Origin of the sequence: Tindallia californiensis (assembly GCF_900107405.1) — a bacterium.
GTDB lineage: Bacteria > Bacillota > Clostridia > Peptostreptococcales > Tindalliaceae > Tindallia > Tindallia californiensis.
Genome location: NZ_FNPV01000007.1, coordinates 1 through 21,444 on the forward strand (window position 1 = coordinate 1; position 21,444 = coordinate 21,444).

A 21,444-nucleotide genomic window follows, 5' to 3' on the forward strand; every position below is an offset into this window, starting at 1 on the left:
TAGGAAGCAAGGCCAAAACGTGATTTATTTGCCAGTTCCAGAGCCTCCTCTTCCGTTGAAAAGCGTTGAATTGGCAGCACAGGACCAAAGGTTTCCTCCTTCATAATTCTCATGTCCTCTGTTATATCCACGAGAACGGTGGGCTTATAATAGTAGCCTGCCTGATCATGATTGCCTTTATGAAACCCTTCTCCACCGGTTATAAGCGTTGCCCCTTTTGAGAGAGCATCTTCCACCTGCTCCTGTACTTTTTGGTAGGCATTTCCATCAATCAGCGGTCCCATTTGAGTGCCTTCTTCAAACCCGTCACCCATCTTAATGGCAGAAAATTTCTCACTGATTTTTTGGACAAATTCTTTCTCAACGGATTCTTGCACATATAATCGGTTGGTAGCGATACAAACCTGTCCGCCGTTTCTTATTTTTGCTCCCATGAGTTCCTTTACCGCTTTGTCTAAATCCCCATCATCAAACACAATGTACGGTGCATGGCCTCCAAGTTCCATGGATAGGTGCTTAACCGTATCCGCTGATTTCTTTATCAGCATTTTACCGACATCAGTTGAGCCAGTAAAGGTTATTTTCCGAACTCTGTTATCTTCCAACAAAGTGTCACCAATGATTTCCGGCGGGCCTGCCAGTAAGGAGATGACTCCTTTTGGTATGCCGGCTTCATGGGCCAGCTTGATGATTTCCACGGCAGAAAAAGGAGTCTGTTCTGCTGGTTTAAGGATCACCGGGCACCCGGCAGCAATAGCTGGTGCAATTTTTCGCGTTACCATGGAAGCCGGAAAGTTCCAAGGTGTAATGGCCGCTGTAACTCCTACCGGCTGTTTGAGAACCATAATACGTTTTCGGCTTGAACTGGCTGGAATGGTTTCCCCATATACACGTTTCGCTTCCTCCGCATACCATTCCACAAAGCTGGCAGCAGACCTCACTTCTCCCAGTGCCTCGGCCAGTGGTTTTCCTTGTTCCGCCGTCAGAGTGCTGGCGATGGTTTCTGCCTTTTCCAGAAGCCGTTTATGCCATTTTTTCATATAATCTGCACGCACATGGGCCGGCAGGTTGGACCATTCTTCAAAAGCCTGATCCGCCGCATCAATGGCCTCCAGTACTTCTTCCTTTCCGGCAGCTGCCATTTTACCAACCAGGCTTCCATCGGCCGGATTGAGGACATCAAAACTTTCTCCCGAAGCCGCATCTTTCCATTGTCCGTTAATATATAGTTTTTCCATTCTCATCTCCATAAACCCTCCTGTGTTTAAACTCATCATTCACTTGCATAAATTGGACTTAAAAACATCTATAAATACGCTACCCATCGAATGATAACCATAAACACAGCCTCGTTTCTTATGCGGATGTAGTAGAAGGTTGGCAGGGTCCAAGTTTTATGTTGAAGCACCAAGATAGCAGCCTTTGCTTCATAGGGTTAGTCTATTGTAACTTTTTTGATCTATAGGACATGATAAATCCACCATTTATTATCTACTTATATTTCTTGGAAGATATTTTTTTCACAAAAAAAACACACAATGATTGCCTATACACTGTGTGCTTTCTACTATTTTTCTCCAGTCGCTTCAAAGGAGGGAGGGAAATTGATTGGGCCCCCATTTGTTCCAAACATAAAAAACCATTTATATAAATTCCCATTTATGCTTGCGTGGAGTTCCGTTATCGGTTACAATATAAACACAGATTTATATTGATAGGTTTTTATTGATCGAGAAAGGGGAGATTGCTATTGATAAGCTAGCGAATCTGTTTAAGATTTTTTGTGATGTGAATCGACTCAAAATATTTCTCTCTCTTAAAGAATCCCCAAAGTCAGTTTCACAAATAATAAATGATACTGGTCTTTCCCAACCATTAGTGTCTTTTCACATCAAGGTATTGCGTCAGGCTAATGTAATTCAGTCCAGAAGAGAAGGAACTTTCGTTTTTAATGAACTGACTCATCCAGAATTAGTGAGCTATATAGAATCATTCAGCGAATTTGCAGAAGGCAAGATTATCACAGAAGACTTGTTTACAGGACCCAACTGTAAGCCCCTATGGTTAAAAAAGGATTGAACCCGCTATTTCAGGAGGAAATAGTGTGATTCCTAATCATCAGAAATCTATTGAAAGGAGATGCTAAAATGCCTTTGTTGTTTCCATACGGTTGGATTATTCCTCTTATCTTTTTAAGCGTTTTTCTCATTTGTTTTCTGACGAGTCGGCGAAGCTTTAAATGTCCTATGTTTTCTCACCATACTTGCTCTCACACATCCGATAAGCAATCGCGGGATGAAAAGGATGATTACAGCAAAAAGATTCATGATTTGAAATCAGAAATTGAATGCTTAAAAAGAAACGCTAGCAGTGAGAATAAGGAGCCTATTAAAGAGCAACTTTTACAAATGGAGCGAGACCTTGAGCGTTTAAAAAAAGAACTGTAAGGAGTGTTCTCAATGGCGAAAGAAATCAAAGACATTCAAATCAAGTATTGTGGTTCTTGAGGATTTCATCCTAAAGCTTCCAGTTTGGCAGCTTATCTACAAGAACATCTTCTGATTGATGATGAACAAATTGACCTTGTTGATGTTGGAGGGGGTACCTTTCAGGTATTGGTGAAGGGCATCATGGTATTCGATAACAGGGATGGTAACGGTAGGTTTCCCGTAAAAGAAGACCTCCTAGAAGAGATCAAAAAAAAGAACGCATAATCCTAAAAAAGAACAACGATCAATGGTCAAAGGCACAGATAAAAGCCTTTGACCATTTTTGCAGAAGAGATCTTCTTAGTGGTGGTATTCATCGGATAAAATTATCCAAACTAACGGAAGCGGTATGTCTGTTATTCTTTCCCCACTATCCCGAAGCGATGATGAGAAACGATAAGCTTTTTCGGGTTTGTATTTTTCAATATAGCTGAGCAGGCTTTTCGATCGAATGGTCTTGCCGGATTTCACTTTGGATGGGTGCTCTTAAAAGGATTCCCCTTTCAGTAATAATGTGCTCTTTATTAAAATCTTATGTGTGTATTTTGCACATGTATTATGCATTATTGGTATGTTTAATGCAACAAAGCGCATTTAAACTCTACCATTGCTGTAACTAGAAGCATCTAAGCATACATCAATGGCCCGGTTACACCAGCCAATATAATGGCTAGTGCGATTCCTGCCATGATAATGCTTTTATCAGCTGCTTCATCCTCTTTGTTCTTTAACGCAAGCCCTTTCGCAAGTGAAAACACAATAGCCATCCTCACTGTTTAAGGATGCGAACAATGCTGTCGGCAGTGATCAGCGCAAGGATAAAAGAAATAAGCAATACGATCAGGCTGCCAACTAAGATAGCCTCAGAAGAATTCAAACTGATGTTCATGAAAATAAACATCCTTATGTATACGTAAAAAAATACCGCTACCAGTAAAAAGTGTACCAGCTTCTTCAAGGTTTATTCCTCCTTCAACAGGCGTCGCAGCGCTCTTTCAAAGTCTTTATCCTGATCTTTGTCCCGTTTCTTCGATTTGGATGCATAGATTCCTTTATTCCTCAGTTTTCGATTGATATGCCTGCTGGAAAGCATGCCGTCAATATTGGAATCATCCCTCACCTCTCCTTCCAGTCAGCATATCATATTGTATCTTTGGAATAAACTCTGTAATCGTATAAATAAATAGAACTTTAGCTCCTTTCGAAAAACCGGTTCCTCTGTTAGAATATATGTAAACCCGTTAACATAAAGTTAGATTGTTTCCATAACACCTTCATAACCCAAGGAAAGGAACCTATGATGCTGAAAAAATATATGAGGACGCTTCTTATTGCCATCCCTGTCGCACTGATCTTGAGTCAGCTGATCCCAGCTCTGCTTTACAGTGATCTCACCACCAGTTTGAAAATTCAATACCATTCTTTTCAGACCAGAAACCTTGAGCGAATTCAAATCTCTGATGAATACGCCCAGGGAAACACCGTCATCAATACCAATAATTACGGACATGGAGTAAAAGGGGAGGACCACTATTATTTTGTGGAGAACCATTTGAACCTGGTTCAGACCACCAAGGATTTCCAGAATAAGCAATATCTGATTGAACAATCCGGCGGTACTGGCATCAACCGATTGAATAAGGTGGACGACTGGATTTTTTTCAGCCAGGGCAAAAGCTACAATCGAATCAAGACCGATGGCAGCCAGCAGGAAACTATTTTTCGTATGGGTTATCCCTTGGACGTTCATCTCCTGGGAAACTGGATTTATTTCAGAAATTTTTCCGACAGGTCTATGATTTATCGAATGGATGTGAATGGCCAAAACCTGGAAAGGTTGGTCAACCAGTCCGTTACGGATCTGACTCTTTATGAAGATCGGCTTTATTACAGTTATCAGGAGGATGAAGCCGGATGGCTGAAAAGCGTTGATCTGGAGGGAAAGGATCTGCGAGTGGAAATGAATCGTGAAGTGAAGGATTTAACTGTCTGGGAAGGTTATTATTTCATGGATTATGAAGATGATCGGCTCTATCGAAAAAACATTTATGACGACGAAAGCCCTCAGCTTTTGGTAGACGAAAAGGTATCGACGTATGCCCTCACGGAAAATGGCATCTATTATGCGTTGCATTCCCATGATGTGGGTTATCCGGGTGACGGACTTTATAAAATGGCTCTGGATGGATCGGATAAGATCCTCTTGATGGATACGAAAAGGGTGGAAGGGCTCTGCTTGCTGGATCATTGGCTTCTTTTCATGTCCTCAGACGAAAGCATGCTTCCCAACCAAAAAAAGCTCGATCTTCGAAGGGATGAAATCTTAGAAATGGCTCAATAACTCCTGCTCTTTTGATCACCTGCTAACATGCTCATTCAACAAACAGTAACAAGAATAGTAGAGTATGTTACTATAGAAAGAGAGGGTGATAAAAATGAAACGAAACACTCTTATCTACCAAAAGCGAAAAGAAATATTGAGTCTTGCAAGAAAGCATGGTGTTATAAAAATTCAGTTATTTGGTTCTGTAGCAAAGGAGAACGATACCTCTGATAGTGATGTGGATTTTCTTGTTACTTTTAAAGAAGACCGTTCTCTGTTTGATTTAATATCCTTAAAGTATGATTTAGAAGATCTATTAGGTATGAAAGTTGATGTCGTTACGGTAGAATCTTTACATGTTCTCATCCGAGATCATATCGTTGGTGAGGTTATTGAACTATGAAAGATGACAGGATTTATGTGCATCCTATTCTCGAATGTATCAAGAATGTTGAAGCATATCTTGTCAGGACTATACTGACACCACTTCAACCAAAAGGAGTTTTATCTTGAAAAACAAAAGAATCTTTTTATGCTATGGCCTCATTATCTTATTGATGGCTATTTTTTTAAGCCAGTATACGACCTCCTATTCCCATTTATCATTACTACTACTTGCTACCTTTCCCATTTTTCACTTTGTTCAGAAAAACAGTGCGGTGAAAGAATCCGATCCGGTTTATGTGAAACATACTATCTTCACCCTACTGAAATTCTTCTTGATGGCCAGCGTCTATTATGTGCTTCTTCGTTCAACCACCACCTATAGCCATCCAACCTTTACCTTTATCATGATATTTGTCATTATTGGTCTAAGCAAACTGTGGAGCAAACTACCTTTGGTCAGAAATGAAAAGATTATCCTTATCCTGACTGTGGCGATGATCTATGGCCTTTTCTTTTTTGAAACCTGGCAGGAACAGCCTGTTTCAACTTTTGAATACTATCATCAGGAACTGAGTCAGGTAGAAGACTATCAGGCTTTAAAGGAACTGATGGACCACCAAAAGGATCCGAACTTCGATGAAGAGGATTTTGAAAAGCTTCTTTCCTATCAAGACGCTCCAGCAATGGGCTTTCAGAACCCATCCTTTATCGAAATGTGGGACGGTGCACTGCTTCAGCTGGATCTTTTCCGAGATTCCAGAAGCAACGATATCCTGATCCATCATATTGAGTGGCTTCCGGAGGAGGTGGCTCATCATTTTAGGGAATTTCCACCTGAACTAGTCAGAGCTCCCCTGGATGATCTAGATGCTGAAAGCCATCCCATCATCGCTGCCAGAGGTAGTTTTGTCCAGGAAGGACATCACTATCACCGAATGCTTTGGAAGGATGAGTTGAGCAGCATTTTCGGAAGCAAAAAAGTATGGGATTCTTTATGGGATGAATTTGATTCCCTTCAGCCACCGGAAGGGCCGGTTATCGGCAGCGGCACTCATCCAGACGGGTATATCCACCTTCGTTTTAGAGAAGATTGGGATGAGGATCTGGAGCTGATTGATGAAATATATGAAGTATTCAAATCCTATGCTTCCGACAAGGGAATTGACGAATTGCCCATGCTATTTTTACAGGATGAATCTTAACCTACCCACACTATCTTTCCGGAATAAGGGGGACCTACATTGTTTTTGAACTTATTCTTCCACTTTGGCATTGCTTTCATTATCTTGATTGTGCTTTTTCAGCTAACCAAAGATACAAAACTCTACAGAGCGAGAGGTTTTTTTCTCGTAGTCATTTTGTTGGTCTATTCTTTTGTGATAACACATCAGTATATTGAACTATCTAACAGCCATCATCAAACTGCTGTTTATCAATATCAGCAAGTGGCAACTTCTTTGCATCATCTTCATCAAAATCATCAACTTCAACATGCTGCCAACTTACGTGATGATGTCCAACACCTGAAACAGCTGATTAGTATTTCCTCCGTAATGGATCAGAAATCTCAGGAAAAGCTGACATTGACTCTTGATAACATTCAACAGTCCATGAACAACCTGTTAACCGCTTTTCCCACTGAAGAATATGATCGCTATGAGGATTGGTTTGCCGATTCGGATTTTGAGGAATTCCTGTTTCAGGTATCCACAGAGTTTCCCTTGTTTAATCGAGGGAGTTCAAGAAATCCTATCGGAATCTATAATTATGAAATAACTTATTCTGGCAATCATCTTCAGCGGATGCAGGAGAACTCAGAAAGGATGCTTAGCATCAGTGAGAAGCTTTAATCAATACCCCTTAGCCAATCAAAGACAGGCCTTTGGCCAAGCTCTTTGATATATCCTTGATCCGTCTCCTCCCATCAGTATATCCTATTCCATTTTCCGCTTGTTTCACCTATGTTTTAAGTGGTTCCCTAGTAAATTATCTTTTTACAATAAAGGTCCCTTCTATCTTCATGATGCTTTCCAGATCCTTTTCGTGAGACCTTTCTTCATTCTTGTTCTTCATAAGATAGTAAAATAAAACGCTCCCCTTTTCTCCTAATCTGCGATTCCATTCTTTTTACAAACTGTGTATTCGTCTGTTTATGATAATCTAAAAATACCCCACCATATTAGTTGAAAAATCCCCCAGAAGAAGTACAATTAACCCTATGACATTTCATAGGGGGCTAAGGGGATGATCCGTTTAGTGCAAAAACAAGAAATCATATTAAAACATTTTAGAGAAGGGAAATCACAGAGAGATATTAACAGGGAAACAGGTATTTCCAGAAAGACGATGCGGGTGCTTTTTTATTTGATAAATAGTTTCAATTCCTTATAGGAAGACTTGCGACTTGAAATAGCTTCTTCTTCATTGGAGGCTTTTATTTGTTTCAATTCCTTATAGGAAGACTTGCGACCTTGAGAAGCATGAGGAAGGAGATGGCGAGCATGGGTTTCAATTCCTTATAGGAAGACTTGCGACATATCTCCATCCGTTGTTCCGGTGATTCAGATTCTGGTTTCAATTCCTTATAGGAAGACTTGCGACTGCTTTACTCTGACACCGTTACTCTTGATTCTGCATAGTTTCAATTCCTTATAGGAAGACTTGCGACTGGCGGAGCTGTAGAAGGTGCATTGTTTTCGTGACGCAGTTTCAATTCCTTATAGGAAGACTTGCGACAAAAATGATTTTTATATAGGTTCTCCAGAATATTGAGTTTCAATTCCTTATAGGAAGACTTGAGACCAGGTCGTGATGATTTACTGAACAAAACCATTATGTGTTTCAATTCCTTATAGGAAGACTTGAGACACCAGCATATAACCATAGTAAAGCAAAACAGCAGAGTTTCAATTCCTTATAGGAAGACTTGAGACAATTTCATCTCTGTAATCTTCTACCCATGTGCCTTGTTTCAATTCCTTATAGGAAGACTTGAGACACGAACGATGATTATTATTTAGCTTTACAAGAAATGTTTCAATTCCTTATAGGAAGACTTGAGACGTATCTATACCCCCCACTATTGATGGAATACCAGTGTTTCAATTCCTTATAGGAAGACTTGAGACCTGTTCTTCCCTTTTTCGCTTCCTTGCCTTCGCCCCGGTTTCAATTCCTTATAGGAAGACTTGAGACGCATCTTTGCTATTTGGGTATGCTTTTAGCATTTCATGTTTCAATTCCTTATAGGAAGACTTGAGACTTGTACCTTTTATGGTGGTTATGATGATTTTGCAGTGTTTCAATTCCTTATAGGAAGACTTGAGACACTTACTATGACATCGCAGGTTTTGCGAAGCCAGAGGGGTTTCAATTCCTTATAGGAAGACTTGAGACAAAACGCCACTAAGGGACAGTCAGCCGTGGAAGACTTTGTTTCAATTCCTTATAGGAAGACTTGAGACACAAAAACATACTCAAATGAAGGGGAGACGGTGCTTGAGTTTCAATTCCTTATAGGAAGACTTGAGACACCGCAAAAGGCATTGGAAAATCTAGATTAAGTGTAACACAATTCTTTGTGCTATTCTACTCTTAATTATCTAATTTTAGTGAAACCATCCAATTACAAGCCTTGTAAGGTTTTGTTGTTTGTCGTCGATCTCCCGTGTTTTTTGCATCACTGGTGGTCGACGACGAATATCAATGATTAAATCATGTTATCGTCGCCACCTTTTTTAATTCCCATGGTTTCTCTTTTTGAATACCGGGTTGATCGAAAAGTGTATACGATAACTGAATCTTCTTCCGTATTTATGATTCGATCTAGTTCCTTCTTTAGTTTTTTGTAGTTGACTTCTGAAATTTCTCCTTCAAATACTGAGTTTTGAACCCAGTACAGATATTCCCGACATTTTTTTAACACTTTTGCTACTCTTTTAACGTTAATATCATACACCAGTATTACAAACAGCTTCTATTCACCTCACTATATCTAACTTCAGATTGCTAATAGGTATAATAAATGAGTTCTTAGGCTAATCCATATGGATTTTGTAATCTCTTAGCATCAATCGGTATTTATTGACTTTCACCATCTAGCGACAAAAGGTTGATATATTTCTTCTTCCATCAAATGCTTCTGAATTTTATACAGTTCCATTCTTATTAGACGACGATACGAAACTTTTCGATTCAATTCTTTATGTTGAATGGTTGTATCCATTCTTTTGTCAAATTCTTCGATAAACACTCTTTTCCCTCTTTCGTTTAAATATAACCCGCCCGCTTCTTTACCAAAGTCTTTTCTTGTGATCATTTTTTTACCAATAATAGTGAATATAATCCGATCAATGATGATGGGTTTAAAAACCTCAGCAACATCTAGATTTAGGCTGAATCGACGAAAGTTGGTGGCGTGCAAAAAACCGATCCGAGGATCCAAGTGGGTTTTATATATTTCGCTGAGGACAGCTGTGTAAAAGACTGTGTTTCCAAAGCTGATTAATGTGTTTAACTCATTGCGTGGTGGCCTTTTGCTTCTTTCCTGGAATACAAAATCTTTGTTTTGGATAATGCTGTCAAATGCTTTATAGTACCTTTCACGAGTATGCCCTTCCAAAGACATTAACTGATTGATATCCTCACAACGCTCCTGCTGTTCATCATAATAGCTCTGAATCTCTGTGATCAGGTCTTCTATTTCTCTTCCTCTATTTCGGTAGTATTTTAGTACCTGGAGGATGTTTTTGTAAGCCCCTTCAACAAAACACTTTGCAAGTTCTAATCGTTTCTCTTCTTCGGAGTAAAAAGATGCTTGCTTCAAGATCATGTAACCGGAATTCATATGCTCTCTCGGGTAAAAGGTTCCGGTGTAATAGCCATAGTAATTAAAATAATGCAACAGGATCTCTTTTTGTGACAACAACTCTAAAAATTGTTTGTTGAAGGAAATATCCCCAAATACCATTATTTCTTTGATGTCTTCTACTGGCAAAAATCGCTTTTTTTCATGACATTGATAGTATAGGGTGTTGTCTTTGCGTTTTAACTCTCCATCAGAAAAAATGTAGATGGTTTTTTTCATCCATTACACCTGCCTTTCAGTATACGCATCTTAGGCCCAGCAAAAGTAGCCATAGGCACAGGATCGACAATAGCCAATCTTTTCTACCTTAGGTGGACTTGGTTGCATGATGAGCTGCTGAATAGCTGTTTCGGTTTTCCTCAATTCCTTTCGAAGACTTTCATCCAGTTCAACCGATATCTTTTTTCTTTCTTCAGGAAAAGCGAGCTCTCCTTTTGCTTCTATTCCAATTTTTTCTAAACCCAACAGGTAGTGAGCTAATTGCATGGTGGCACTTTTTATAAACTTAGAAGACTTTTTTACTTCTTTTACAATCAACATTCCGTCTTTATCTTTTTTAATTACATCCATATTCCCCTGTTCCAAGGTTATCTCTTTTTTGTCTCGAGCATAGGCCATTTCCTGAATGAATCGTCCCATGTCCACATTCGGATCGTCCTGCTCTGGTGCGATTTGATGCGCCATCAACCAGACTTCTCTCGAGCAAATATAGTAGTACCAAATTAGGGTTCCAGTAATGGTGGTTTCCATCTTTTTCTACCCCTTTCTTCCATGTGGCTTTATCCGATGATCTCCACCTCTAAGGCTCCCTTTTCTACAAGAAGGTGGCGAGCAGTGCTACTTCTCTGGATAAGGCATTCTAAATAATGGAAGGCATTTCCTGCAGGATCTTCTTTTTTTGCTGGATCGGTACATATTCTATAGTTTTGGCTCCGATTCCCTGCATTTCCAAAAAATCTCCCTCCTATATATCGACGAGTTGTTCAAAGGCGTTTTCATTCAATCTTTTTAAGTCCTTGTTAATTTCATCCAGAAAAACCATATCTTTCTCTTTTACTGCAATCGTAATAGTAAAGAGAACTTCCTCAATTAAGCATAGATGATTTTCGCAAGTAAACACGATACCCAATTTAGTTATTATACTAGCTATAACTGCTCGGAATCTAGGGCACGACTATATAAATCAATGTCCATTGCGGGCACAGTCCCTAGCTCTTGTAGGCGAACAAATAGCTTGATAAAAAAGGAAATTAAAGCCTCTTCTTTTGAGCTGATTTCGAATGTCCCGTCAGGTTTTAATAAGAAGGATCCGCCATCCAATACGCATCCAATATTGAGACATTGCGATGAAGTAAGTGTATTGGCAGCTTTTTCAAATGGTTTTCCAATGGGAGGAGTCCAGTCAGACGACGTAGCAATAATACCAGCTACAATATCAAACTTTTCTCTTGCAGGATAAGTACCTCCAGCATGAACAATAGGTACAGAAGTTCGTTCCAGCACACGAACAGATTCCGCTTTTTCACCTGCATATATAATGTGTTCCTTATTGATTGTCTGTTTGACTTCGAAGACTGAATAGACACTCTCAGCTGGTATATACTTAATGCCTTCTTCTAAAAAAACAAAAGGAGAATATTGCCGGTCGTAGATAACCAAGTCTATCTGCCCACTACACCTGCCGGTATGATCTACAACGAAAGCATCACCATCTACGCAATATCTATTTGGTAAGTAATTATTCAGGAATTTAATCCATCTTAATGCAACAGCATTTCCTTTAGTGGTAGGATGCGAAATGTGTTCCCGTAGTAAGTTATGATCCAAAATCATTTTTTCCTGCATTCCACGAAATAGCTTTTTCATATCCACATCATTTGCCATGCCATGCCTCCGTTCTCTTATTTTTTTCCATTTACTCTGCTCTAATAAGTACTTTGTTGTCACAACGTTCACTATGGATCCTCATCCAAAACAACAAGGTCTATCTAGTTTCAATTTCAGATTGTTCCGATTCCTTATATTTTTTTAATCTTTTTTCGTGGTTTTATATACTCTCCCTTCATCACTCTTACAAAAGCATTTTCTGTAATTCCCTAGTTCTTTTAGCTTTTTTATTTTTTTTAATCTTTTTTTCGTCCGTTGTATCCAACCACTGCCCATTCTCTATCCAATACTTCTTCAGTGCTTTTGCAGCTTCCTTATCCCTTTCACTTGATATCGTTTCTTTCAATTCATTCCAAAGTTTTTTGCTTTCTTCACGATCTTCATTAGAAGACGACAGTCTATTAATCCGTTCCAATATGGTCAAGTCCATCTCAGTTATGTCCTCTTCCAAACCCTTTACGTTATGAGAAGGCAGTCCAACATTCTTTTTTTTATTGATCTCGGCTAGTCTTTCTTTCAATTTTGTCATATCTCTCCTAATAAAATCCTGAAATCTTCCATATCCAGAAGCTGTTTTAGATCCAATACCCTGCTCCTTCAGCATGGTTTCCAACCATGTAATCGTTAATTCCGATAGTTCTTCCCGACAAAAACTATTTGGCATCCGTTGGTTGGCTGATGTGCTGATATAAAACTCAAAATAAGCTTCCTCAACGGTATAGAAGTTAACAGGATTAGGATTTTGATCGTCTGTTGGAGACTCAGCCTTTCCATAATATTTAGGGAAATGAACTGTCAGCACATCCGGGCGGACTTTTGTTTTTTCATCTGCAAAGGCATCATAAAACATCACCTGCCCTTTTTGCTCCTGTGAGCCAAAAATAGTAAAAAATGCTCTCTTTTTATCGCACTGTTCTCCCTTTTCCTCTTCCTCTTTCGGCTCCACTCCATCAAACAATGCATGAATTGCCCAGTTTCGCAAGGCTCCCTTAATGCTACTGGCGGGTATATAGGGGATGCCATATACTGGATGAATGGTCAGACTTGTTTCTCTCACATGTTCTTCTCCCATGCCATGAATCATTCTGCCATTAATCCGGGCCTTAAAGCCCTTTACAAAATGGTTCGACATCAGTGTTCCAAAGGCGTATTCACGCAACGCTCTTCCTTGTTTCATCACTTTCTCTTGTGTTTTTGTTAAGCCTATTTCACTGCTCACCGATTTATTTCTTTCCGCTCCATTTTCTTCTTTGTGATTGATTACCTGAAAGTAATGAATTTTGTAGTGAAGATGATCTAATGGCGCTTCCTTCCGTTCCATCAGTATCCTTGTGTCTTTCGGATGGTAGTGCGTCATAGCTCCACCGCCTTTCTTTAATCTGTTTTAACCATGCCTTCTGCAAACCTGCGCATCCAGTTTAACAACGCAAGTGTTTCGGTGGTAACATGCCGATACTCTCCACTATCCATTTCAACCACCCATTCCACAAGCTCTTGCTCCTTCGGCTTTTCGTCAAAGTACTTTTCAATGATTTGATAGACTCCCTGATACGATTTTGATTTTTGGTTGGAATAGTAGAATGCCAGTGTCTGTCCTAACCCATTAACTTTAATCATTGACGGCATTTTCTTGATGTAAGCCTTAAATTCTTTCTGGGTTTTCTCATCGTTTTTCGCTATAAAAGACTTAATCTGCTGAAATGCAAAGGCTGCCCGCCCATTTTCAATCTGTTCAATTTTTGTTGCCATAAAAATCCATCCTTTCTATATCCAGATTCTGCGCAACATACCCCGCCCCAATGTACTATTACCGCCCAGTTGAAAGACGGAAGGAAAATTCGATTCTTCTTTCATGAAATTCATAACATCTTCATCTGTCGCAAAAGAAACCTCTGATTGTTTCCTGCTACTATCCATCCTAACATTCCCAGCAAAAAGTATGCTGTATAGAATCGTCTCTGGCGGGAGGTTTTCCTCATACCACAACATACCGTCGCTTACTGTCCCCGTTTCTGGGTTAATGCGTATACGGGCATTGACTTCTGTTGACAGCTTAACAAAATCAGCAAAATCATCGTCTTCAAGCACTACTACGCGTTCTCCCAAATCAGAGTCAAAACCTTTCATAATCAAGTCATTCATGGTGTTTGCCCATCCCTGAAGCTCTTCATTAGTACTCACTTGGAAAGTATACTCTTCCAGTACCATTTTTCCATCTGTCACACATACCTTTTCGGATGAAACGGTATTAGGCTCTATCTTTTGTATTACTTTGACCCCTTCCCACTCTGGAACGTACATTTCCATTTCCATGAAAAATCGTTTAATCACCGCTGGGCAGGTTGCCCATACAAAAACTCCTTTGGCTGATTTTATCGGAAAAAATAATATGCGAGCATCCGAAAAAGCAATGGCACCTGCATTAGTTTCGTCACTGGAAGCCTTTGGTTCACTTCCAAATACTAGCTGAGACTTTTGAAATGATTCTTTTTCCTTTGCGTTTTCTTCTACGACAGATCGGATGGCTCCCTTCAGAGATGAGCTGTCAATTTTAGGGAAACCGGTATGCTTTTCCCGCTGTATCGGCAAGTCCACAATACCCACTTCGCTGCCGCTACCAGCGTGAACAGAAGAGATGCATTGAATAAAGAATGGTGATTTTTTTGTATACATATTAAACCTTCCTCTCTATTTAATCTTAGATCTTCTTCACTTATTTAACATCCACAAACTACCCAACCGTAGCCTTGATTCTGTAAATCGTCTGACCAGTTGTGTTTTTCCACTGCCTCCACAACTGATAGCACTTTGTCTTTAGGTACTTTTACATACAGAACACTACCAGCAGATACGGCCAAAGCTCTTTTTTTAGGTCTTCTTTCTACGATATCCCATCCTCCCACCAAATGTCCGCGGCCAACGGCAGCCGTTACGACTTCCAAAGAAAAATTGTTTCCCAGTTCCAGTGTGTTGCTTGCTTCGTTCCAGCAAGATGGTCTATTACCATACTTCCATATTGCGGGACTCAACAAAATTATCCTGGCAATCCCTGTCTCTTCAATAGTATTCACAATGTTTTTTTTCATACTTTCAGAAATCAATTTCGGTGTCTTACTGACAGATTCGATCAGCCATGGCCGATTCCGGCCTCCCAAACGCAACAATGAAATATCCTTAAATGAATCCCCTTCTGTATTAGTTATTATTGAAAGCCCTGCAGTTTCATTTTTCGAAGCCTCTTGGCGAAATCTCAAGAAATCCATTTGATAAAACATTCCTTCTTCTGACATTCCTGTTAATCTGTTTCGAGCTATTCCAACTTTAACCTCTGAGCAAATCCATTTATCCAAAGTATTAACGACCACTTCCTCCACTGAGGTTGATGCATCCATTTCCCGTACTACGGTTTTTTTCCATTCCTCCATGGCTACGTATATTCCATCAGAAGAAGTGGTTTTTTCCTGCCGATCTGAAACGAGTTTCCAGTGAGAGGAGTCAGAGGACAGGTTTTTATCCGGGTCTCTTTTGAGCCGCAATGAATAGGCTTTTTGTTTTCCTTCCTCCAGTTGGTTTTTTACCAGATAATCCAATGGCAAAGGGCAGTACAGCTTTTCCTGATCATACAACAGGACTCCCTTAATCTGAAACGAACCACATTCCTCTGGTGTTCCAGCAAATGCTTTTAGATTTTCATCTGTTCCTTTACAGAATGTCCCAAAATCTGAATATCTGTGAATATAAGCGCTTCTTAACGCTCCATAAACCGTCTGTGGGTGGGGAGGAAAAATACCGCTGGCTTCAGCGTCTTCCCCTATATTCATTGATTGATGATTGCGAAAGAAAAAAGTGTCCACTGGTCTTATCTTAATCTGATGCATCAGTTCATCACCTCCATTTCTTCCATTTCTTTCGATATTGCAAAATCTTTTTGTGCAATAAAACGAAGTGCTTCCAGCAAGTGGATAAACTGCAATGTTGATGGCATATGCTCATGCAGCTGAATAAGCATGGTTGAAAACTCTTTTGGATCAAGGGTTTTCTTGCTACTGTCTTTAAGTGATCTTGTCACTAGCCGCTCCATTTCAAGTCTAAGTAGTTCCTTATTCTCAATGCTATTTTTTACTGGTTGAACTTTTTTATGATATTCTTTTCCAATTAATGGTAAAAACGCTTTTGCAAAGGTAAATAGGAACGTTGTTGTAAGATCTTGCTGGTACGAATTCTTAATTTCCATTACCACATCAACATCTTCCCAAGAAAAGCAAGTTTCCCTTATTTCTCCGCGTGTCATTACTCCGATAGCTAATGCATCTTTTCCTATGCTATCATCATTGCCCTTCTGGTAAGCTTTGGCTGTTTTTTCCATTCTTCGAACCTGTCGAAGCACCTTGGAAAGAGGTGCTTTATCATGAGTGATTACCATCCCCATAGATGCAGTGGCTCCCTGTGCGAAACCCTGTTGATCAGATCCAAAAGCCATTCTTAATTCTTTAGCACACTGAAAAGCACTTTGAAGTGGTAAAAACGCCAGTACATCGTCACCACCAGCATATACCAGTTTCCCACCGTGATCTTTTTCCACCGTTTTGGGTACCGTTTCAGATGCATAAAATGCCAATCTTTTGCTCAGTTCTTGATGATCCTCTATTTTGTTTGATTTCGAAAACCATTTCCCCATATTGTCACCATCCATCAGTAAAACAGCATAATAGGAACGATTTTCTGGTTCTTCCTGTTCGTAATAATTCGAAAAATTCGCTATGCTTCTGACAGAGGGAAAAGATTGAAAATGATATTTGCTATTATACTTATCTTGAAAAAAATTTCGTGCCCCTCTTTTGCCAAGACATACACCGCAAAGGAATTCACCGGGTTTAATTCTTTTGCTGAATTCCGGTTTGCGGCTGTCCCAGGTTGTTTTCAGCAATTCCTTCATTTCTCCTATGCCTGCAGTTTTCTTCACTGGCCAGCCGCTTAAGGCTTCTCTTTCTCCACAAACAGTGCAAACCAATCCGTCCTGATAGAGCTGATGAATCCTCCGATTGTTTTTGACTGCTGCCAGCCTCATTTCCAGGTGGCGTCGGTGCTGATTAAAATCTTCTGTTTCCATTGATTCAATAGCCCAAAAAACTTCAATTAATGCTTTTACCTGATCCGCAGTCATATTCTTCATTCGTTGGATAGGTTCGTCCTTCAACTGGTTAGAAAAATTACCAAATACACGATCAACTGACGTACAACAAAATTCAGTAAAAGCTTCTTTCACTTTATCCTCTGTGATCTTTGCCATTTCAGCAACCTGTTCCGGTTTTGCATCAAAATGACAAACAAACCTGCTCGGCAAAGAAGCCACTTCTGGAAAACATTTTTTAATCTTGTACGGTTCATGATTCAAAATCATTGGATAGACCATTTCCATCGTTACGTTTCGCTCTTTGGCAGTCTCCTGTAAAGTATGGATAGCATTTTCAGAAAGCCATGCTAGGACAAAACTCCCAGCCCATAAATCTTCCAGCTTTCTGGCAGATTCTATAAAGGACTGTACCGGCCCTATGCTAATCAGTAACAAACTTTTCGATTTCATACCCTTACCCCCAAATAACTCAAAAACGCATTTCTTGCTTCCAGGTATTCTGTCCCTCGTTTTTCCTCTTTTGCAACTTCTGAAATCAATGGATAATGCTGATTTCCAAAGCGCCGTACCGTTGCATGCAGAGGTGATGCTTCTCTTCCTCCCATTGCTTTACCCAAGTATTGTAGATTTCCATTACCACTGTTGGCGATATGCCCAGCGGTACTGATGCGATTCCGAACATTCTCAGAATTCTCAAACCCTTTTCCTACCCATACATTGTGCAACACTGGATGCATTATTCCTTTTAGATCCGACTCTTTGTGCTTCCATTGAATCAGATGAGTAGGGTTGGACCCTTTGCTAAAGTATTTATCCTTGTTTAATTCTCCCAAAACAGTAAACAACGCCGTCCTAAAAGCTTCAGTATTCTCCCATTTTATTTCCTGTTCGTTTCTTTCGGTGATCTTTCTCAACTGTAAAGCGCCGGCACCTCTCCTGGCTCTTTGTCCAAAACCTGCCAACATCCAGGTTAGCCTGATATACGGTTCTGCCTCCTGAAACTTTTCTTCATCGCATCGATAGCATGACATTTGTATTTTATGGTAGTTACGTGCCGACGCTTCAATAGCGGTTGTGCTGGGCTTTTCCCCTTTATGGGGACATACGCGTGCTTCTGCGGTTTGCCTTTCAGGTTTTAACCATTTTATCTTAATCCTTGAACTTCTTCCGTCTTGCTTATCCCCCATTCCAGTACCACCAAACAAATCCGTTTCTCTTTTTATAATGTTTTTTAAGTCCTCTTCATATTGCATCGCTCGCCACCAATATCTGATGATACCTTTTACCGATGGTTCCCTAAGTTCTGCGTATTTAGGTTTATGCTTCTTGCCAAATTGCTGCTGGAATCCGTGCAGCATCAGCGGTGTCAATAATTCAAGTTCATAAGTCTTACTGATCATGGATGATGCTTGTTTCAAATCCTCCAGAATATTCATACATTCCCCTCCTTATTTTTCAATTCTCAAAACTGTCTGGAAACTGCAGAGCTTTTTCAAAAGAATCAAGGTCAAGCTTATAGCCTTGCTCTTTTAGTTCTTCCAGCACTTCTTTCACAAATCCAAGCATAAAATCATAAAACATTTTTGTTCTTTTTTCAGTAAAAGGTGCATACCCATGGGCCATAAAGCTATTGTTTCTCGTATTCAGTAAATCTTTTAGTTTTTCTTCCTTTTTGGCAAACACCCTTCCAATTGGGTGGTTCTGCGCTCTTAGCAGCTCGTAAGAGGCAATCAACCCCAAAGAAAACGTTTGCTTTTCATCAGTATACCCTCTCTGTTTAATAAAACTTTCTGGCATGTGTTCCACTGGGACTTCTGCAGTATCAATACTTGGATTTTGATATCGCAGTCCAATTTGAGCCATCAATTCCAGGGCACGATATACCCTCGCCACTGCATCATCATACTTTCCCTGCATGATCTTTCTTTCTGCATTTCGCATTACATCAAAAAGAAGTGCCATACTGATTTTTTTCGGCTTGACTTTATTATCTTTTCCATTATTCATATCCTCAAGGTTATTTATGACGTTTCCAAGATATCCCAAATATCGCCCCATGTCTGGCCCATAATCACTCAAAAGTTCCTTGGCTTTTTGATAGTTGAATAAATCCCAGTATTTTAACCCCTCTGCGATAGTTGCATAGAATTGAACTTTTTCACATTCTTCACTTCCTGCATTAATGTGCGACGATAATTGATTGCCGATTTCAATACAGGCTTCATACTGATAGTCAGCTATACAATCCTTCATTTGATTTATCTGCTTTTCAATCATTTGACCTTTCCAGTTACTATTCGTCACTCTTTGAGTGCCGTCAGCCACTTTTACCAAATCCCGGCGCTTTCCGGTCACCACCATTATTTCTATCTGTCCATGGTCCATGCTGGCACTGATCAAACCATAGGACATGGTTTTAGTGGCCCCGGTATAATCAGCCACCACCTGAAAAGATGGTGCTTTATTTATTAGTAGGTGGATACCTTCTTTGGCTGCATTGTAACAATCCTGAATGTTGTCCGGATTTTGGATTTTCACAATATCAAACTGATCCTGTGAAAGACCCAGTTGTGTGGAAATGGATGGTTCGTTATTCCATCTCGGGACATTGCCGCAAGCATCACAGGCTTTTGGCGGGGCAGCCTCTTTCACTTCTTGCCCCTGCATCCTTCGATCATCTTTCTCGTCCCATATTTGTGTATAACTGCCTTTTGTTCCATCTTTGTCATCAGAACATATAAATACGATATGCACTGGCTTGATACGCTTAACTGAAGTTAAAATTGGAGCTTTACTGTCTCCTACTGTTATAATTAAATTTTTATACATAGCCACACTCCTTAATGAATATATTTTGACATTTTCAACTATAGACCCTTTTTTAGAGATGCATCAGTTTTTTCTATATACTTATTAAAATACTCTAGTATTCTATCAAAACATTTCGTAATTATATCGATTAACTCAATATAAAAAACCGGTGATCACTCTTGTCGATTCCGGTTTTTTGCATTTCAAGCTAAAGAGAAGTCCCTTTTTTCGAATAAATAATCTGTTGGCTTTCGAACTTGATTCCAATCATACTAAGTACCTCCAGATAAATTCTTTCACATAATCCAAAATATACAATATATAAAAATTATCCTCAAGAAATTGAATATGCTTTTCGCACAATAAAAACTAAGCAATACATATTAATAGATAGGTTATAAGTGGATTGTCAACACTAAATCAGACAAATTAATCAAGTTGTTTTTCTCGGTATTCGACAGGCGTTAAATAATCAAGGGTTTCATCCAATAGCTTGTTCTTGAATTCCGAACCTCGATCGGTATAAAAAATATTGATCTCTTTAATGCTTCATTTCATGAAAGCAAATGCTCTCATTACAAGGGGCGCGTCTTTTTTGACCGGTACTACATCCAAAAATTTCACGGTTAAACAGGTCCATTAGTACGCAGATATAATTCCATTTGTTTTTTATACGAACATAGGTTAAATCACTTACCATCAGATCCAGTTCAGCTCGTTCATCAAACTTACGATCAGCAATATTTTTTGCCTCAGATTCATTGATGGCCTGTTTGGAGGGCTTAAACTGCTTGGTGGTGTATTTGGACACTAATCCTTCTTGTTTCATGATTCGGCCTATTCTGCAACGTGAGAGGATAGTTCTTCTTTTGCCAACTCTTTTTTGATCTTGCGAGTATCGTAATTATTTCGACTATCTTTGAATATTTTAATAATATTTTTTATAAGATCACTTTCGCAGGTCTTTGCTTTCAATTCATTATAATAAGTACTTCTTGGGATTTATAGGACGTTGCACATTGCTGAGATTGAGTATTTGTGGGTGTTGCTTCTAATCACAATTACTTTTGTCCGAGTATCAGCGCTGCTTGCTTTAGGATATCATTTTCCATTTCCAGCTGTTGATTTCGTTTTCGGAGTTTAATCAATTCATTTTCTTCATCCGTGCGGCTGTCTTTTTCTTTAAAAAAACCTGTGTTTTCAGCTTCTTTGATTCAGTTATTAAAAATAGAGTAGCAGATGTCATATTCTTTTTGGATCTCGTGCTTTTTCTTTCCATGCTGATGTAACTAGACGATTTGCTCTTTAAGTTCTGGAGTAAAAGTCCTTCTGGGCTTTTTGGATAGTTTGCTCATGGTCACATCTCCTTAGGTATATTCTCTTCATTGTACATGAACTTAAAATAACTGTCCAACTAAGTGTAACCTATCCCAAGAAGCACATCGATCAGGTTCAAACTCATCATAGAAATGCTTACAGCAAAACTCTCGGAAGAATTCATAAGAGAGTTTCAACTCCTTATAGGAAGGCTTGCGGCCAAGAATGG

21 protein-coding genes, 1 pseudogene and 1 CRISPR repeat array are annotated in these 21,444 nt (G+C 39.5%); of the genes and pseudogenes, 6 read left to right on the forward strand and 16 right to left on the reverse strand.

The genetic code is table 11. The features are described 5' to 3' along the window. The coding region (locus tag BLV55_RS10335; protein ID WP_093314119.1) for an NAD-dependent succinate-semialdehyde dehydrogenase at window positions 1-1,244 on the reverse strand (1,244 nt) is incomplete at its 3' end. A gap of 481 nt (window positions 1,245-1,725) precedes the next feature. Here BLV55_RS10335 and BLV55_RS15030 point away from each other — a divergent pair. Together BLV55_RS15030 and BLV55_RS15035 are read left to right on the forward strand one after the other, a co-directional pair. After that, entirely contained in the window at window positions 1,726-2,079 is a 354-nt protein-coding gene (locus BLV55_RS15030; RefSeq protein WP_176968373.1) for an ArsR/SmtB family transcription factor, read from the forward strand. Window positions 2,080-2,522: 443 nt separating this feature from the next. Next, a pseudogene (locus tag BLV55_RS15035) lies at window positions 2,523-2,714 on the forward strand (hypothetical protein); the annotation flags it as partial. A 401-nt stretch (window positions 2,715-3,115) separates the two neighbouring features. On the opposite strand, the gene BLV55_RS14855 reads toward BLV55_RS15035, so the two are convergent. Genes BLV55_RS14855 through BLV55_RS15040 form a run of 3 tightly spaced genes read right to left on the reverse strand, consistent with a single transcriptional unit; the run spans window position 3,116 to window position 3,609 of the window. Continuing rightward, a complete protein-coding gene (locus tag BLV55_RS14855) occupies window positions 3,116-3,247 on the reverse strand; it encodes a hypothetical protein (RefSeq protein ID WP_278280026.1) in 132 nt (43 codons plus the stop codon). 11 nt (window positions 3,248-3,258) lie between these two features. Further along, the gene (locus BLV55_RS10355) at window positions 3,259-3,447 is read right to left on the reverse strand and encodes a hypothetical protein (protein WP_093314128.1); all 189 of its coding nucleotides are present in this window, start codon (window positions 3,445-3,447) and stop codon (window positions 3,259-3,261) included. Between the two features lie 3 nt (window positions 3,448-3,450). Continuing rightward, window positions 3,451-3,609 carry a DUF188 domain-containing protein gene (locus tag BLV55_RS15040; protein ID WP_143033194.1) on the reverse strand — a complete coding sequence of 53 codons (159 nt, stop codon included), beginning with the start codon at window positions 3,607-3,609 and terminating at the stop codon, window positions 3,451-3,453. A 177-nt stretch (window positions 3,610-3,786) separates the two neighbouring features. Between BLV55_RS15040 and BLV55_RS10365 the strand changes: the two genes are divergently transcribed. The 4 genes from BLV55_RS10365 (at window position 3,787) to BLV55_RS10380 (ending at window position 7,049) form a co-directional block, all read left to right on the forward strand. Further along, entirely contained in the window at window positions 3,787-4,830 is a 1,044-nt protein-coding gene (locus tag BLV55_RS10365) for a DUF5050 domain-containing protein (RefSeq protein ID WP_093314132.1), read from the forward strand. Window positions 4,831-4,924: 94 nt separating this feature from the next. Continuing rightward, a complete protein-coding gene (locus tag BLV55_RS10370; RefSeq protein ID WP_093314134.1) occupies window positions 4,925-5,215 on the forward strand; it encodes a nucleotidyltransferase family protein in 291 nt (96 codons plus the stop codon). Between the two features lie 106 nt (window positions 5,216-5,321). Beyond that, window positions 5,322-6,401 (forward strand): hypothetical protein, encoded by a 1,080-nt coding sequence (locus BLV55_RS10375; RefSeq protein ID WP_093314136.1) that lies wholly within the window; start codon window positions 5,322-5,324, stop codon window positions 6,399-6,401. Window positions 6,402-6,440: 39 nt separating this feature from the next. Beyond that, window positions 6,441-7,049, forward strand: a complete 609-nt coding sequence (locus BLV55_RS10380) for a hypothetical protein (protein WP_093314138.1) — start codon at window positions 6,441-6,443, stop codon at window positions 7,047-7,049. 524 nt (window positions 7,050-7,573) lie between these two features. Continuing rightward, a CRISPR array of direct repeats spans window positions 7,574-8,732; the repeat unit is 31 nt; unit sequence GTTTCAATTCCTTATAGGAAGACTTGAGACA. 176 nt (window positions 8,733-8,908) lie between these two features. On the opposite strand, the gene cas2 is transcribed toward BLV55_RS10380, so the two are convergent. The 12 genes from cas2 to BLV55_RS10440 all read right to left on the reverse strand — a co-directional run bounded on the left by cas2 (window position 8,909) and on the right by BLV55_RS10440 (window position 20,727). Then, window positions 8,909-9,157, reverse strand: a complete 249-nt coding sequence (cas2, locus tag BLV55_RS10385; protein WP_330386609.1) for a CRISPR-associated endonuclease Cas2 — start codon at window positions 9,155-9,157, stop codon at window positions 8,909-8,911. A 132-nt stretch (window positions 9,158-9,289) separates the two neighbouring features. Then, on the reverse strand, window positions 9,290-10,285 hold the full coding sequence (cas1b, locus tag BLV55_RS10390; RefSeq protein WP_093314142.1) for a type I-B CRISPR-associated endonuclease Cas1b: 996 nt from the start codon (window positions 10,283-10,285) through the stop codon (window positions 9,290-9,292). 30 nt (window positions 10,286-10,315) lie between these two features. Further along, window positions 10,316-10,816 carry a CRISPR-associated protein Cas4 gene (cas4, locus tag BLV55_RS10395; RefSeq protein WP_093314144.1) on the reverse strand — a complete coding sequence of 167 codons (501 nt, stop codon included), beginning with the start codon at window positions 10,814-10,816 and terminating at the stop codon, window positions 10,316-10,318. 396 nt (window positions 10,817-11,212) lie between these two features. Further along, the gene (locus BLV55_RS10400) at window positions 11,213-12,022 is read right to left on the reverse strand and encodes a DUF6602 domain-containing protein (RefSeq protein WP_143033195.1); all 810 of its coding nucleotides are present in this window, start codon (window positions 12,020-12,022) and stop codon (window positions 11,213-11,215) included. A 115-nt stretch (window positions 12,023-12,137) separates the two neighbouring features. After that, complete coding sequence (gene cmr6, locus BLV55_RS10405; protein ID WP_093314148.1) at window positions 12,138-13,310, reverse strand: type III-B CRISPR module RAMP protein Cmr6; 1,173 nt, start codon at window positions 13,308-13,310, stop codon at window positions 12,138-12,140. 17 nt (window positions 13,311-13,327) lie between these two features. Next, complete coding sequence (cmr5, locus tag BLV55_RS10410) at window positions 13,328-13,702, reverse strand: type III-B CRISPR module-associated protein Cmr5 (RefSeq protein WP_093314150.1); 375 nt, start codon at window positions 13,700-13,702, stop codon at window positions 13,328-13,330. Window positions 13,703-13,717: 15 nt separating this feature from the next. Further along, complete coding sequence (gene cmr4 / locus BLV55_RS10415; protein ID WP_093314153.1) at window positions 13,718-14,626, reverse strand: type III-B CRISPR module RAMP protein Cmr4; 909 nt, start codon at window positions 14,624-14,626, stop codon at window positions 13,718-13,720. A gap of 44 nt (window positions 14,627-14,670) precedes the next feature. Further along, window positions 14,671-15,831: a type III-B CRISPR module-associated protein Cmr3 gene (gene cmr3, locus BLV55_RS10420; protein ID WP_093314155.1), complete on the reverse strand. Its 1,161-nt coding sequence runs from the start codon at window positions 15,829-15,831 to the stop codon at window positions 14,671-14,673. After that, window positions 15,831-17,537, reverse strand: coding sequence for a type III-B CRISPR-associated protein Cas10/Cmr2 (cas10, locus tag BLV55_RS10425; protein ID WP_093314158.1), 1,707 nt, complete (start codon window positions 17,535-17,537; stop codon window positions 15,831-15,833). The genes cmr3 and cas10 overlap by 1 nt, the downstream gene beginning before the upstream one ends. Continuing rightward, window positions 17,534-18,523 (reverse strand): type III-B CRISPR module RAMP protein Cmr1, encoded by a 990-nt coding sequence (cmr1, locus tag BLV55_RS10430; protein WP_093314160.1) that lies wholly within the window; start codon window positions 18,521-18,523, stop codon window positions 17,534-17,536. Before cmr1 ends, cas10 begins: the two co-directional genes overlap by 4 nt. Window positions 18,524-18,542: 19 nt before the next feature. Next, a complete protein-coding gene (locus BLV55_RS10435; RefSeq protein WP_093314162.1) occupies window positions 18,543-19,916 on the reverse strand; it encodes a TIGR02710 family CRISPR-associated CARF protein in 1,374 nt (457 codons plus the stop codon). 523 nt (window positions 19,917-20,439) lie between these two features. Then, complete coding sequence (locus tag BLV55_RS10440; RefSeq protein WP_093314165.1) at window positions 20,440-20,727, reverse strand: hypothetical protein; 288 nt, start codon at window positions 20,725-20,727, stop codon at window positions 20,440-20,442. Window positions 20,728-21,444: the final 717 nt, after the last annotated feature.